The organism is Streptomyces sp. NPDC048111 (genome assembly GCF_043202815.1).
Lineage (GTDB): Bacteria > Actinomycetota > Actinomycetes > Streptomycetales > Streptomycetaceae > Streptomyces.
Map to the genome: position 1 here is coordinate 1 of NZ_JBIDBD010000007.1, position 13710 is coordinate 13710.

The window sequence follows — 13710 nt, forward strand, 5'->3', positions numbered from 1 at the left end:
TCGACGGTGTCCCCCGTATTGCGCACCCGCAGCCTGACGACGGCGCTGTCACCGGGGGCGACGGTGGTGGCGGGGGGCTCCAGGGCAGTCCACATGGGCATCCTCGGTACGTAGGGTCTCTCTTCGGCCTTCTTGCCTGCCGCTGCCGACCTCTGAATCACTGTCAGGAAGTCGGTAGAGCACATCAATTGTGCGATGGACGAATGGCGCACCGGTACGCGGGGCAGAGCCCGGCGGCTCCGGCGCCCGGGAGCCGCCGCCCCGCGTGCGCCGGGCGCACCGGGACCGCCCGGGCCCGCCGGGCTACGGTGTGCACGTGGACAGTCGTGAACCTGATGGGGCCCGTGGAGCGGGAGATCGTACGAGCCGGAAGGCGGCGCGGGACGCCCCGCATCCGGATCTCCAGGCGCTGGCCGTCCAGTTGCGCCGCCTGAACGGCGAAGTCAACCGGCTCATCCACGGCTTCGCGGCGGGGCAGGGCCTGCATCCCACCGACGTCCAGGCCCTCTCCGCGATCCTCGACGCGAAGGATCCGCTCACCCCCAGCCTCCTGCGCCGGCGCCTGGGTCTCACCTCCGGCGCGGTCAGTGCGTGCGTCGACCGGCTGGAGCGCGCCGGGCACATCACCCGCGTGCGGGAGAGCACGGACCGCAGGGTGGTCCACCTGCGCTACGTGCCGGGTGCCCAGACGCGTGCCCGCTCCCACTTCAGCCCCCTCGCGGAGGCGACCGAGCGCGTGCGGCGCGGTTTCAGTGACGAGGAACTGGCGGTGGTCCTGCGCTTTCTGGGCACCCTGAACGAGGAGCTGGAGGAGACCCGCCGCCCGCAGGCGTAGTCGGCGCCCCCTTCCCCGGCGCCACATCGCAGCGCGGACGGAGCCAGCACCTGCCGGGTGCGATTCCCTCCACCATTTAACTCAATGATTGAGATACTTTCTCATCGAGCTTCTTTGGCCGTCGACCCGGGAGAACCATGCTCCGTACCCGTGCCACCCGCTGGCTCGTGCCTGTCGTCCTGCTGATCGTCTGGCTCGTCATCGGCGGCGCCCTCGGCCCCTTCGCCGGAAAGCTCGGGCAGGTCGCCACCAACGACCAGGCGGCCTTCCTGCCGCGCAACGCGGAATCGACCCGCGTGATCGACGCGCGACGCGCCTTCCAGGAGAACGAGACCCTGCCCGCCATCGTCGTATGGACCGCTCCGGGCAACGGGCCGCTCAACGACGATCAGCAACGCCAGGCCACCCGCGCCCTGGCGTCGTTGCGCGGTGCACCGGGGCTTGCGGGACAGGTTTCCCCCGCCGTCGCCTCCGGTGACCACAAGGCCCTCCAGGGCGTGGTGCAACTGCGTCCCGACCTCGGCGACGACCTCCCGGACACGCTGGACGCCGTCAAGGAGAAGGCCTCCCGCGTCACCGGCACCACCGTCGCCATCGCCGGGCCGGCCGCCAGCCAGGCCGATCTGTCCGGGGCGTTCGCCGGCATCGACGGCCTCCTGCTCGTGGTCGCCCTCATCACCGTGCTGGTCATCCTGCTGCTGGTCTACCGCAGCATCCTGCTGCCCTTCGTGATCATCCTGGGCGCCGTGTTCGCACTCGGCGCCGCCTGCGCGATCGTCTACGTACTCGCCGACCACGATCTGGTGCGCGTCGACGGACAGGTCCAGGGCATCCTCTCCATCCTCGTCATCGGGGCCGCCACCGACTACGCCCTCCTCCTCACCGCCCGCTTCCGCGAGGAACTCGCCGCCGGCGCCGACCGGTTCGCCGCGATGCGCGCGGCCCTGCGGCGATCCGCCGGCGCGATCGTGGCCAGCGCCGCCACGGTCGTCCTCGGCCTGCTCGCGCTCCTGCTGAGCGACCTCACCAACAACCGGGCGCTCGGCCCGGTCGGCGCCATCGGGATCGTCTGCGCGGTACTGAGCACGCTGACCTTCCTGCCCGCGGTCCTGGTGCTGCTCGGCGGAGCCGCCTACTGGCCGGCCCGTCCCCGGCCCGCCGAGGGCGCCGGAGGCGGGCACGGGGTGTGGCGCCGCATCGCCGCCCGGGTGGAAAGGGCGCCGCGCAGGATCTGGGCCGTCGCGCTGGTGGGGCTGATCGCGTGCGCCGCCTTCGCTCCGACCCTGAACGCCAAGGGCGTGCCCCTGGACGAGATCTTCGTCAACGACGCGCCGTCCGTCGCCGCACAGGCCACCCTCGCCGAGCACTTCCCCGGCGGCTCCGGCAACCCCGCCGTGGTGATCGCCGACGCGGACCGCAGCCGGCAGGTCATCGCCCGGGCCAAAGCGACCCGCGGTGTCGCCGACGCCTCGGCCGTCGGCGCGCAGGGCCGGCCCGGCGGAGCCCCGTACGTCGTGGACGGCGCCGTCCGGGTGGACGTCACCCTGCAGGACCCGGCCGACAGCGACGCGGCCAAGGCCACCATCGCCCGCCTCCGCCCGGCCCTGCACTCCATCGACGGAGCCCACGCCCTGGTCGGCGGCTACACCGCCCAGCAGTACGACACCCAGCACACGGCCGAACGCGACCGCACGCTGATCGTCCCCGTCGTCCTGGCCATCATCCTGATCATCCTCATCGGACTGCTCCGCTCTCTCCTGCTCCCGCTGCTCCTCGTCGCGTCCGTCGCCCTCAACTTCCTTGCCACGCTGGGCATTTCCTCACTCGTCTTCCACCATGCGCTCGGCTTCTCCGGCACCGACGCCTCCGTGCCGCTGTACGGATTCGTCTTCCTCGTCGCCCTCGGCGTGGACTACAACATCTTCCTCATGTCCCGGGCGCGGGAGGAATCCCTGGAGCACGGAGTGCGCGAGGGAATCCTCAAGGCCCTCGTGGCCACGGGAGGAGTGATCACGTCGGCCGGCGTCGTGCTGGCGGCGACCTTCGCCGCGCTCGCGGTCATCCCGCTCGCCTTCCTCGTACAGATCGCGTTCATCGTGGCCTTCGGCGTCCTCCTCGACACCCTCGTCGTGCGCTCGCTGCTCGTGCCGGCACTCGTCCGGGACATCGGGCCGGCGGCGTGGTGGCCGGGCAGCCTGAGCCGGCGTACGCGCGGGCCGGGGCAGGAAGCCGGACAGGGAAGCAGCCCCGGCCAGCCGCCTTCTGGCGGAAGGTGAGTCCTCCGTTCGAAGGCGGATGATCGTTTTTTCGGTCGGGGCGGGGCGGGGCGGCGGCGACGGCATGATCACGACGCCTCGCCCGTGCCTGCGGCAGGCTCATCATGCCGAGACTCCCGGAGGTGGCCCCGCGTGGCCCTCGTCATCGTCATCGCCGTCATCGCCCTGCTCGCCGGACTTGCGGCCAACCGCTGGCTGCGGCCGAGACTGCTCAGCGAGGACGACGACACGGGCATGGCCGTCAAGGACCTCGTCGGGCCGCTCCTCACCCTGACCGTCCTGCTCCTCGCCTTCGTACTGGTCACGGCCAACGGCTCGTACGGCAAGGCGGAGGTCGCCTCACGCGGAGAGGCGCGGGCCCTCGACCAACTCGTGGAGACCGCCGAATACGCCCCCGACCCGCAACGCGCACGCATCCAGGCCGACGCCGTGTGCTACGCCCGGGCGGTGCGCGCGCAGGAATGGCCGGCCATGTCGAACGGCACGGGTTCGTCCGGGCCGAGCGTCTGGTCCACCGATGTCCGCGAGACGTTCCGCCCGCTGGAGGGCAAGCCCGTCTTCGGCATGCTGATCGCCGCCGACAACAAGCGCTCCGACGAGCGGGACGAGCGCCTCACGCAGGCGAGTGCGAGCATCCCCAGCGCCTTCTTCTGGTTCCTTCTCGCCACCTTGTTCATCACCGTGCTGGCGCTCGGCATCTGTGTGCCCCGCAAGAACAACCGGGGTCAAGTGATCACTCTGGCGGTGATCACCGCGCTGCTGACGACGATGCTGGTCATCATCAGGGACGTGGACCGGCCCTTCGGCGGCATCATCGACGTCAAGCCCACGGCGATCGGCGAGGTGGAGCGCCAGGCCAACCGTGACTTCCTCGCCCACCACCCGGCCATTCAGCTCCCCTGTGACGGCGACGGCAAGCGCCGCGCGGCCTGAGGAGGACCGGACATCCGGCAGTGATGTGGTCGCGGTTCCTCCCGTAACCCGGAGCATCTGAAGGGCCCGGCAGAGACGAACTGCCGGGCAACAGTTCGTCACCCGGGCCCCTCCTAGTGCCGCTCGCCTACGGCAGGGGAGGAACGGCGAGGAAGCTCTTGCAGCTCCAGGCGGCGTGCCGGGCCGGGTCCAGGGTGTCCAGCGTCAGGTTGACGGCGTTGGGGGAGTACGCGATGGCGACGTGCCCCGATGTGTCGCCCGGGCACACCCCCTGGAGGGTGAGATTGGTGACCGCCCCCGGCTCACCGGCCGAAGGGGTGAGGAAGCCGGAGGTGTACGGGGTGACCACCTTGTCGTACGTGGTCGCCACGACCGTGTACTTCACTCCGGGCCGGGTGTCGCCCCCGGCGTTGAGCCTGGCCAGGAACCGCGAGCCGGTCACCTGCTCCAGGGTCGCGGGCCCCGCCACCGCGTCCGTCACCGGGGCGACCAGCCTGAACACGGTGCCGAGCCCGTCCACGGTCGTACCGTGGTTGTCAGGAGCGAGCCCGACCAGCCGGTGGACCTTCGCGGCGCCGCCCTCGAACTTCAGGTACTGCCGTGGCATGGGGCCGGCCCCCTGGGAGTGACCGACGAGATCCACCGCGCGGGCCCCTGTGCTGCGCAGCACGCGGTCGACGTAGGCCGCCAGCTCCTTGGCGGACTCCTCGATGGGGCCGGTCGCCTTCGCGCCGATCGCCGTGAGGGGGCCGGTGGCACCGTAGTTGATGGCGTAGACGCAGTAGCCCGCGTCGGCCAGGGCGGGGGCCATGACGTTCCAGTTGTCGTACGCGTTCTCCGCGGTGCCGTGGATCAGCACGACGGGCCGCGGGTGCGCCCGGCGGTCCGCCCCGGGCGGACAGGGCTGTTCGGGGTCCGTCTGGGCGCCCGGGGGACGGGAGTTGGCGACCGCCGGCGACAGCACGGTGGCTGCCAGGGCTCCCACGAAGGTGCCGTGGTCGGGCCGATGGCCGCCCCCACGGGCCGTCGCGGCGGGGGCGGCCAGCAGGAGGGCGAGGGAACATGCGGCGGCTGCGACGGCGGTCGCACCGAATCGCTGGGGCATCGCGGGACCTCACGGGTTGGACGGGCCGGGACGGGAGGGCCGACCGCGCGTGGACCGGGCCGGGGCACCGCCCAGGGGAACGCGTCGAACGGGACGGGGTCACGCGGACTCACCCGGGCGGGTGCCGTACGCACCGATCGCTGAGCCCGTCGGGCCCGCGCTCGCACGCATGCGGGGTGCCGAGCCGGACCGGTCCGGCACATGGGGTGTCGGCCCGGCCCGATGTCGCCGTCGAGCCCGAGGCCCGGTTGGCCGCGCCCGTCGCCGTCGAGTCCGAGGGCCGGCTCGCCGCGCCGTTGCAACTCCGGCCCACCAGGAGCTGACCGTCCTCGGGGCGCTCGCCTGGACTGTCCAGGCACGTGGCCATGTGCCGGCCGTCTGGGCGCGGCGGGGCACGGACGTACGGGTGTAGGGCGAACCGCCGGGCCTCAGCGCAGTGCGTCGGCCCCCCGTACCTCGGCGAGCGCCTGCCGGGCCAGTGCCCCGAAGTCCTCGCCCCTGTCGGCTCGGATCCACCGGTCGTGGGCGATCTCCCATACGAGCGTGCCCAGTTGGGCGGCCACACGTGCGTCGAGGTCCGGGACTCCGCGGCGGCCGAGCGCCTCGATCATCGAGGCGGTGAGATCGATCCTCTTCAGGGCTTCGCGCTCACGCAGTTCCGTATGGGCGTCGAGTACGGCCTGGCGCCGGCCGCTGAACTCCCGGCGGTCGCCGGTGAAGAACGTCCGGCCGAGCGCATCGAGGGCGTACGCCACCGCGTCCAGGGCCCCGGCCGTCGGCGGCGCCGAGGTGATCCCTTCGACGAGCAGGTCGGTCACCGTGCCCCCACCGAAGAGCACCTCTCGCTTGTCCGGGAAGTACCGGAAGAACGTGCTCTTGGTGAGCCCCGCGCGCTGCGCGATCTCGATCACGGTCGTGCTCTCGTAGCCCTGCTCCTCGAAGAGATCGAGAGCGGCGGCGGCGAGTCGTCCTGGTGCGTCGGGTTGCCAGCGAGCCATGGGAGCAGTGTACGGGACTTGGTCCCATCACTCGTGTACGGTCGATGAGACCAAGTCCCATCACTGGCCGGAGAGGTCACCCATGAGCAGAGCTGTGCGCTACCAGCGGTTCGGCGGTCCCGACGTACTCGAACTGCGGGAGATACCCGAGCCGCACGCCACGCCGGACGAGGTGCGCGTGCGTGTCACGGCCGCCGGACTGAGCCCGATGGACTGGCAGATCGCCAGGCAGCCCGCGATGGCGGCGCGGTTCGGGATATCCCTGCCGGCTGGGTTCGGCAGTGACTTCGCCGGCGTGGTGGACGAAGTGGGCACCGGAGCCACGGGGTTCACCACCGGAGACCGGGTGTACGGGGCCGCCATCGGGCGCTCCATCGTCGACTTCGTCCTGGTCAAGACACCGGCTGCCCATCTGTGGCACACCCCGCAGGGCATCGGCGACGAGGTGGCGGCCACGCTACCGGTCTCCGGCCTGACGGCCTGTGCGGCGCTAGCGGCGACCGGGCTCCGTGCCGGAGACACCGTGCTGATCGGTGGGGCGGCGGGCGGCGTGGGCATCTTCGCGGTGCAGCTGGCGAGGCTTGCGGGAGCCCGGGTGCTCGGCACCGCCTCCCGGGGCACGTTCGAGTTCCTGCGCCGACTCGGCGCCGAACCCGTGGCGTACGGGCCCGGCCTGGCGGACCGGGTACTGGCCGTCGCACCCGAGGGCATCACCGCCGCGGCCGACCTGTTCGGGCGCGAAGCGGCCGAGACCGCGCTCGAACTCGGCGTCGCACCCGAGCGAATCTCGGTCGTGGCCGACGGCCCCGCCCCGCCTTCAGGTGTCCGCACGGCGGGCGCCCTCGACGCGAGTCCGGGGTCCCTGCGGCGGATCACCGACGCCATCCGCGCCGGCGGGATCACCGTGCCGATCGCGGCGACCTTCCCGGTCGAGCGCATACGCGAAGCCGTGACGACACAGGCCGAACGGCATGTCCACGGCAAAATCGTGATCGCGCTGTGAACCGCGCCCGGGCCCGTCGTGAACGTACGCCACGCGCTGTTGACCGGGCCCAGGCCCGTTGCGGCCGTACGCCACGCTCCGTTCGGCCCGGACAAAACGCATGGCCGGGGGCGGGCCTGACACGGCAGGATGCCCTCCATGACATGGCCCGCCCCCGAACTGCCCACCGCCCGCCTACGGTTGCGGCCGTTCACCGATGCCGACGCGGCGCCGCTCTACGCGCTGCACAGCGACGCCAACGTGCTGCGCTACTGGGACTCCCCACCCTGGACCGAACCGGCCCGCGCCCAGCGCTTCATCGCGGTCTGCCGCAGGATCGAGGAGGAAGGCACGGGAGCGCGGTGGGCCGTGGACCGCGTTTCCGATGGCGCGTTCATCGGCTGGTGCGGCCTGACGCAATGGAACGCGACCTTCCGCAGCGCCTCCCTGGGTTACGTCTTCGACGCCGCCGCGTGGGGCCAGGGCTATGCCACGGAGACCGCGCACGCCGCGCTGCGCTGGGCGTACGACACCCTGGACCTGAACCGCGTCCAGGCCGAGACCGACACCCGCAACCTGGCGTCCGCCCGGGTCCTGGAGAAGCTCGGCTTCGTCCGCGAGGGCACCCTGCGCGAGGACTGCGTCGTCAACGGCGAGGTCTCCGACTCCTGGGTCTTCGGACTCCTGCGCCGCGACTGGAACCCGGTGACCACGCTTCCGGCGGGCCGCTGAACCATGTCCTCCGACACCGCTCGACCAGCAAGACCACCCGCTTCCGGGACCGTGACGTCGGGTCATCCATGCCAGTCGTCATTGCGCAGGCATTCGGTGACCAGGGCGACTGATACTCGGTTGAAGGGCGGTGCCTGAGCGGGGACTTGATGGTCTGCTGTGACGTCGGCGGTGCCTGAGCCCGGCATCTCCAGGCGTATGGAGACCTCACCGTCCACCGCTGAGACGCCGCCAGAACGTGACGCCTTCCACCCTTTGGCCTCCATCCGCGTGGCGACCTCGCGGGCGAGCTGGGTCGGCGAGCGCTTGTCCGACGGAAGTGTGTCGAGGCTGATGGAGGCGGACCCGATGACCTCACTCTCGTCCGTGGAGTCGCCGATGAAGTCGCTCGGGTGACACCCGCTGTGCCCGTCGGGGAACTCGTCCGGCTTGATGCCGGGGGCAACGGCGGCCACCGCGTCCAGTGTGGGCTGGTACATCGCCTTCCACGCCTGTCGGTCCGACCTCGCGGAGGGGTCGACGGTTCTGGCGCAGGCCGTTGTGGTGCCCACCACGGCGAGCAGTGCGGTGGCGCGCAGCGCCCAGGTGTGAGGCAGGGATCGAGGCATGCCTCCACCTCATCCCAATGCGGCGGCCGTGTCCTGAGTACGGGTACTCAAGGGCTCTCGTTCGTCCCGGCGGCCCCCCCGGCCCCCGCCCTAAATCCGCCCGCGCCGCAAATCTTGATGGAGGAACCACGCCGTACCTCCCACGACCACTCCGCAGACGGACGGCACGACCTGCCACGGAAGTCCGGACCCTACGGCGACCGACGACCACCCCGCCTTCGCACCGGCCACCTCACCGGTGGAAGTAGCGAGCGAACGCCGAGGCGTCGGTTCCCAGCACCTCGCCGAAAGGCGAGTCGAGTTGGTGGATGAGCAGCACGAGGAACGTGATGAGGCCGGCCAGGCCCATGACCATCACGACATGGGTGAAGCTGCGCTGGATGCCGAAGATGAACATGAAGGCGACCGTCAGCACGCCTCCCAGGATCAGGCCGAGCCACAGGACGGGGGACAGGCTGCTCTGCGCGTCCGCCTCCCGTCCGCGGCGTGCCTCGTCGAGGGTGCCCAGCTGGGAGAGAAGTTCCTGGGCGGCGAGTTGCTGGCCGGGCGTGGCCGTCGCGGGGAGCCTGGTGCCGGAGCGCAGGCGGTCCAGCATCGTCCAGCCCTCGGGGCCGAGGGACTCGCGGGAGGTCATCCGGGGCCACTCGGTGGCGACGACGTGGTGCGCGTACTGCTCGGAGACGGTCCGCACCTGGTCCCGCTGGGCCGGCGGCAGGGTCTCGGCGAGCAGCGAGATCTCGTGCAGGGCGCCGGCTTCCGCCTGTACGTGGGAGGACGCCTGGCTGTTGGTGTCCCATACGGTCACCAGGGCGAGGCCCAGGACGAGGGCGTACAGGACGCCGACCATCATGGAGATGTACTCGGCGACGTCCTCGCGCGGCTCCTCGTCCGGATCCGCGGGGAAGAAGCGGCCCTTGGCCACGACGGCCGCGGCGGCGAGCATGGCCACTCCGAGGACGATGGCGAGGCTTTGCAAGGCATCAGGCACGGGGATTCCCTTGGATCAGGGGCGGCGTGAACCCAGAAGTACCGCTGCGAGCGCTGCGGGGACGAGGAAGATGAGCAGGAGGGCCATGAGCGAGAGCGCGCGGTGCTTCTGGGCATGACGGTGCAACGCGCCGAGCAGTGACGTCTGTTGCTCGTCGGCGTGCGGCACCTTCGGCTTGGCCGGCGACACCGGAGCGGGTGGCTGTACCGGCGTGCGGGGTTGCACCTGCGCGGGCCCCACAGGACGCTCCCCGGGCGGTTCCGCCGGCGAGACCTCCTCGGTCGTGGGTGCGGCGGGCGGTTGCGGCGCCGCGCCGACGGGGGGCGGTACGGCGGGCGCGGCGCCGGTGCCGGGTGCCGCGCCCGTGCCGGGTTCCGCGCCGGTGCCGGGCGCGGCGCCCGGTGGTTGTGGCGCCAGGACGCCGACGGGGGGCGGCGCCAGACGCGCGTCGAACGGCGGCGGGGCCGCCGCGCCCGCGCCCCCGGGCGCCTGACCAAGCGCTCCCGCCCGGGGCCCCGCCGCCCGGGCGCCGGGAGGCAGGACGCCCGTACGCGGTGCCCGGGCCTGACCCGGTGCCCGCGGTGCGCCGGGCGGTTGCAGGTCCGCCGTACCGCGGGCACGTCCCGGCGGGGTCGCCCCCGGGCCGGGGGGCTGTGGCGGCGCGGGGGGAACGGCCACCTGGTCGAGAGTGAAGGAAGCGGTGGCGCGGGCGGTCAGGACGGGGGGCGGTTCGCTGCCGCCCGCCGGGTTCAGGGTCGCGTGACGGTCGCTGCCGGTAGCCGTGCCCGCGCTCTTGTACAGGCCCGGCGGGCGTGCGGCCCGCCCGGTACACGTCACCGAGGCGCCGGGCGGGAGTTCGGGCACGTCCGCCCGGCCGGCGCAGTCGAGGGCGTCGGGGTTCAGCTCCGGGTCGCCGAGCCGGACGTCGTACACCGTCCTGTCGCCCGGGTTGCTCAGGACGTAGCGGACCTCCGCCTCGGTGAAGCTCGTGACGCGGGCGGACTCGGCCAACGCGAGCTGCCCGGCGATGCCCGCGTAACCGCTGCGTGCGGAGGCCTTCACCCGCATCCCCAGCGAAGGGATCGAGCCGGACGCGGTGACCCAGTGGGCGTGGGCGCCGGAGGTGGCGGGAAGGGTGGCCGTACACGTGATGCCCGTCAGCGCGCGCAGGCCGCCGGGGTGGTGGCGTGCGCCACCCCCGCAGTGGATCGCCGAAGAGGGCACGTCCGGGTCGTTCAGGCGGATCGAGGTGATGTCCGCCCCGCCCTGATTGGTCAGCCGGTAGACCTTGACCACGGGGCTGCCGACCCTGATCCCGGGATCCAGCGCACCGAGCCCGGGACGGGTGTTGACGGTGACCGTCAGTTGCAGGATGTGATCCCCGGTGCCGCCGGCCAACGCTGTCGGGACCTGATCCGCCAGGGCGGCGATCAGCGCGGTCCCGAACGTGGAGACGGCCAGCAGCGCTGTTCGCCGACTCGTCGGACGCCCGGTCCACAGCCTCATCCCGGTGCCTCTCGGTCGACGGCCTCGTAGAGGGGAATGGTTGCCGCGAGGGTGGCGATCCGGCCGGAGGCATGCCGTGACAAGTCCTATTTTCAGATCACCATCACTCTGATGGATGGTCGTGCTCGCGCGCCGCCATCTCGTCGCGGACCACGACAGGTGTGCCCCGTCGGCGCGCCCACGGGACGGGTGGGGTGGGGGTGGCGCGCCGTGAGGGCCGGGGAGCCATGCGTCCGGCTGGAGCAACGGGGAGGCCGGATGGCCCTGGAGGGGCTCGTATGGGTACAGCGGCCCGCCCTGGTCGCCGTCCCGCAGATCGACTGGAGCGCCATGGGGATGCCCGTGTTCACCGAAGTCCGCACGCTCATCTCGGAGACCCTGAGGATCCCCGCCGACCACCTCACCCCCGACACCCGCCTGACGGACCTGGACTCCCTGGCCCGCGCCGAACTCGCCGTCGCGCTGGAGAACTCCTACGCGGGCAAGGTCGACGGCGACCGGGCGGCGCGCGCCGCAACGGTCAAGGAGCTGGTCACGCTTCTGGAGAAGGGGCTGAGCCGCTGACCGGGGTCCCCGCCGCGGTCACCGGGCTCGGCCTGGTGACACCGGCCGGCATCGGCGTGCCGCAGAGCTGGGCGGGCATCTGCGCCGGGCGGGGAGCGGGCAGGACGGACGCCTCGCTCGCACCGTCACCGGTCCAACTGGTCTGCCGCGTACCCGGCTTCGACGCCGAAGCCGCACTCGGGGCCGAGCGGGCCCGCCGCACGGCGCGGTTCGGTCAGTTCGCCCTCACCGCGACGGCGGAGGCCCTCGCCGACGCGGGGCTCGATCCCGCCACGTGGGACGGGACACGGGTGGGCATGGTCCTGGGCAATGCGATGGGAGGGCTCGACGTCTGCCTCCCGGCCCAGGAGACGATGCTCAGCCGTGGGGCACGAGCTGTCTCGCCGCTCGTCCTGCCGCAGTACCTGTCGAACATGGCCGCCGGTCAGACCGCGATCGCACACGGCATCACCGGCCCGTGCCTGACGGTGTCGACCGCCTGCGCTTCGGGCACCTCGGCGATCGGCGTCGCCCTCGACCTGCTGCGCGCCGGGCGCTGCGACATCGTCGTCGCCGGCGGCGCCGAAGCGCCGCTCACCGCTCTGACGGCGACGGGCTTCGCCCAGCTGGGCGCACTGTCGCGCGCGAAGGACCCGCGGAGCGCGTCCCGCCCGTTCGACGCCCGCCGGGACGGCTTCGTGCTGGCCGAAGGCGCGGGGATGCTGGTCCTCGAACGCGAGGAGCATGCGCTGGCGCGCGGGGCGCGTGTCCGTGCCCGGATCGCGGGGCACGGAGAGACCGCCGATGCCCACCACATGGTGGCGCCCCACCCGGAGGGCCTCGGACTGCAACGGGCGATGCGCGGCGCCCTGGCCGACGCCGGCGTGTCCCCGTCGGAGGTGGACCACGTCAACGCCCATGCCACCGGGACGCCCCGCGGTGACGCGGCCGAGGCACTGGCGCTGGTGAAGGTCTTCCCGCACCGTCCACCGGTCACCTCGGTCAAGGGTGTCATCGGGCACAGCCTGGGGGCCGCGGGCGCCATCGAGGCGGTGTGCTCGGTCCTGTCGATCGAGCACCGGACCATCCCGGGCACCGCCAACCTGCACGACACGGACCCCGAAATCGACCTCCAGCTGGTCCGGTCCACCACCAGCGCTCCCGTCACCACGGTCGTCACCCACTCCGTGGGCTTCGGCGGGCAGAACGCGGCGCTGGTGGTGACGGCGCCGTGAGAGGGCCCGGCCGCGGCGGCGCGCTGTCACGCGCGAGCGCGGCAAAGCGCTGTCTCCAGCTCGCACGGGCCTACCTCGTCCACTTCGAACTCCCGGCGCTGCAGGCCGTGTTGACGGGCCGCGCGCGTGGAGCCCGCGCCCGTGAAGAGCTTCTCGTACGCCTCAGTCACCGCTTGTTCACCTCGGGCCTGGCCAGGGCGGGGCTCGTCCTCCACGGCAGCCACCCGGCGCCGGTCCTTCCGGCCGACCGGCCGGTCATCGTTCTGGTGCGCCACGCCGGCCCGTTCAACACGCAGCTCCTGGCGCTGCTCGCAGGCCATGCACTCGGGCGCGACCTGATCTCGGTGGGACGCCTCCTGCCGGCCGGGGACCCGGCCGTCGCCCTGCTGCTGCGCCCGCTCCGGGTCGCCCTCATCCGGTGGAACCGGCACGGCCCGGCCCGAGCGATGCGGTTCCTCATCCGCCAGGCACAGGCACTCGGCCCGCGCGACGCGCTCGCCTTCTTCCCCGAGGGCGCGCACATGAGTGCCGGACGACGGCGCGCGGCGCTGGCCGCGCTGCACGCATCGGACCCCGAACGGGCGCTGTGGGCACGTCGGTTGAAGCACGTCCTGCCGCCCGTGTCCGCCGGGGCGGCGCGGGTGATCGCCCAGGCCGCCGCCGCGGACGTCGTCATCGTGGGGCACACGGGCCTGGAGGATCCGCTCAGCTGCCTGACGGACCTCGGATATCCGCCGGCCGCCGGGGGCCGGGTGCACCTCGCCTGGTGGCACACCCCGGCGGCCGAGGTGCCCCGGGAGCCCGCGGCGATCGCAGCGTGGCTCGACCGGCGGTGGGCGGCCATGGACGAGTGGATCGCCCGTGCCCGTCTGCCCGCCGGTGCCCCGGTGCTCGACCCGGCACGGAGGAGCACGTCGTTCCCGAGCACGTCCCCGTCGTGACCGGACCGTACGCAGGAGAGGCCGCGCA

General features: G+C 72.6%; 14 protein-coding genes. 9 read left to right on the forward strand and 5 right to left on the reverse strand.

From position 1 onward, the window contains the following. The first annotated feature begins 316 nt into the window (after positions 1–316). The 3 genes from ACGF3I_RS14640 (at position 317) to ACGF3I_RS14650 (ending at position 4044) form a co-directional block, all read left to right on the forward strand. On the forward strand, positions 317–835 hold the full coding sequence (locus tag ACGF3I_RS14640) for a MarR family winged helix-turn-helix transcriptional regulator (protein WP_393131786.1): 519 nt from the start codon (positions 317–319) through the stop codon (positions 833–835). A gap of 137 nt (positions 836–972) precedes the next feature. Further along, the gene (locus ACGF3I_RS14645) at positions 973–3111 is read left to right on the forward strand and encodes an MMPL family transporter (protein WP_393131788.1); all 2139 of its coding nucleotides are present in this window, start codon (positions 973–975) and stop codon (positions 3109–3111) included. A gap of 132 nt (positions 3112–3243) precedes the next feature. After that, positions 3244–4044, forward strand: a complete 801-nt coding sequence (locus ACGF3I_RS14650; protein WP_393131790.1) for a hypothetical protein — start codon at positions 3244–3246, stop codon at positions 4042–4044. Between the two features lie 127 nt (positions 4045–4171). On the opposite strand, the gene ACGF3I_RS14655 is transcribed toward ACGF3I_RS14650, so the two are convergent. Further along, entirely contained in the window at positions 4172–5149 is a 978-nt protein-coding gene (locus ACGF3I_RS14655; RefSeq protein ID WP_393131792.1) for an esterase/lipase family protein, read from the reverse strand. 176 nt (positions 5150–5325) lie between these two features. Here ACGF3I_RS14655 and ACGF3I_RS14660 point away from each other — a divergent pair, with 176 nt between their 5' ends. Continuing rightward, entirely contained in the window at positions 5326–5472 is a 147-nt protein-coding gene (locus ACGF3I_RS14660) for a hypothetical protein (protein WP_393131794.1), read from the forward strand. Between the two features lie 105 nt (positions 5473–5577). On the opposite strand, the gene ACGF3I_RS14665 is transcribed toward ACGF3I_RS14660, so the two are convergent. Then, a complete protein-coding gene (locus tag ACGF3I_RS14665; protein ID WP_393131796.1) occupies positions 5578–6147 on the reverse strand; it encodes a TetR/AcrR family transcriptional regulator in 570 nt (189 codons plus the stop codon). Positions 6148–6229: 82 nt separating this feature from the next. On the opposite strand from ACGF3I_RS14665, the gene ACGF3I_RS14670 reads away from it, so the two are divergent. Next, positions 6230–7150, forward strand: a complete 921-nt coding sequence (locus ACGF3I_RS14670; RefSeq protein ID WP_393131798.1) for an NADP-dependent oxidoreductase — start codon at positions 6230–6232, stop codon at positions 7148–7150. Between the two features lie 138 nt (positions 7151–7288). Then, the gene (locus tag ACGF3I_RS14675; RefSeq protein ID WP_393131800.1) at positions 7289–7861 is read left to right on the forward strand and encodes a GNAT family N-acetyltransferase; all 573 of its coding nucleotides are present in this window, start codon (positions 7289–7291) and stop codon (positions 7859–7861) included. Positions 7862–7923: 62 nt separating this feature from the next. On the opposite strand, the gene ACGF3I_RS14680 is transcribed toward ACGF3I_RS14675, so the two are convergent. The 3 genes from ACGF3I_RS14680 to ACGF3I_RS14690 form a co-directional block, all read right to left on the reverse strand. Next, the gene (locus tag ACGF3I_RS14680) at positions 7924–8469 is read right to left on the reverse strand and encodes a hypothetical protein (RefSeq protein WP_393131802.1); all 546 of its coding nucleotides are present in this window, start codon (positions 8467–8469) and stop codon (positions 7924–7926) included. A gap of 232 nt (positions 8470–8701) precedes the next feature. Next, a complete protein-coding gene (locus tag ACGF3I_RS14685; protein WP_393131804.1) occupies positions 8702–9457 on the reverse strand; it encodes a hypothetical protein in 756 nt (251 codons plus the stop codon). Positions 9458–9472: 15 nt separating this feature from the next. Beyond that, complete coding sequence (locus ACGF3I_RS14690; RefSeq protein ID WP_393131806.1) at positions 9473–10963, reverse strand: hypothetical protein; 1491 nt, start codon at positions 10961–10963, stop codon at positions 9473–9475. Between the two features lie 258 nt (positions 10964–11221). Between ACGF3I_RS14690 and ACGF3I_RS14695 the strand changes: the two genes are divergently transcribed. The 3 genes from ACGF3I_RS14695 to ACGF3I_RS14705 are packed head-to-tail and all read left to right on the forward strand — an operon-like array spanning position 11222 to position 13682. Then, complete coding sequence (locus ACGF3I_RS14695) at positions 11222–11527, forward strand: acyl carrier protein (RefSeq protein WP_393131808.1); 306 nt, start codon at positions 11222–11224, stop codon at positions 11525–11527. Beyond that, positions 11524–12741 carry a beta-ketoacyl-[acyl-carrier-protein] synthase family protein gene (locus tag ACGF3I_RS14700; protein WP_393132275.1) on the forward strand — a complete coding sequence of 406 codons (1218 nt, stop codon included), beginning with the start codon at positions 11524–11526 and terminating at the stop codon, positions 12739–12741. Before ACGF3I_RS14695 ends, ACGF3I_RS14700 begins: the two co-directional genes overlap by 4 nt. Then, positions 12738–13682: a hypothetical protein gene (locus ACGF3I_RS14705; protein ID WP_393131810.1), complete on the forward strand. Its 945-nt coding sequence runs from the start codon at positions 12738–12740 to the stop codon at positions 13680–13682. Before ACGF3I_RS14700 ends, ACGF3I_RS14705 begins: the two co-directional genes overlap by 4 nt. The last annotated feature ends 28 nt before the right edge of the window (positions 13683–13710 follow it).

Coding starts and splice junctions, on each gene's coding strand:
- ACGF3I_RS14645 (WP_393131788.1), top strand. CDS start 973: ATGCTCCGTACCCGTGCCACCCGCTGGCTCGTGCCTGTCGTCCTGCTG.
- ACGF3I_RS14655 (WP_393131792.1), bottom strand. CDS start 5,149: ATGCCCCAGCGATTCGGTGCGACCGCCGTCGCAGCCGCCGCATGTTCC.
- ACGF3I_RS14665 (WP_393131796.1), bottom strand. CDS start 6,147: ATGGCTCGCTGGCAACCCGACGCACCAGGACGACTCGCCGCCGCCGCT.
- ACGF3I_RS14670 (WP_393131798.1), top strand. CDS start 6,230: ATGAGCAGAGCTGTGCGCTACCAGCGGTTCGGCGGTCCCGACGTACTC.
- ACGF3I_RS14675 (WP_393131800.1), top strand. CDS start 7,289: ATGACATGGCCCGCCCCCGAACTGCCCACCGCCCGCCTACGGTTGCGG.
- ACGF3I_RS14680 (WP_393131802.1), bottom strand. CDS start 8,469: ATGCCTCGATCCCTGCCTCACACCTGGGCGCTGCGCGCCACCGCACTG.
- ACGF3I_RS14690 (WP_393131806.1), bottom strand. CDS start 10,963: ATGAGGCTGTGGACCGGGCGTCCGACGAGTCGGCGAACAGCGCTGCTG.
- ACGF3I_RS14695 (WP_393131808.1), top strand. CDS start 11,222: ATGGCCCTGGAGGGGCTCGTATGGGTACAGCGGCCCGCCCTGGTCGCC.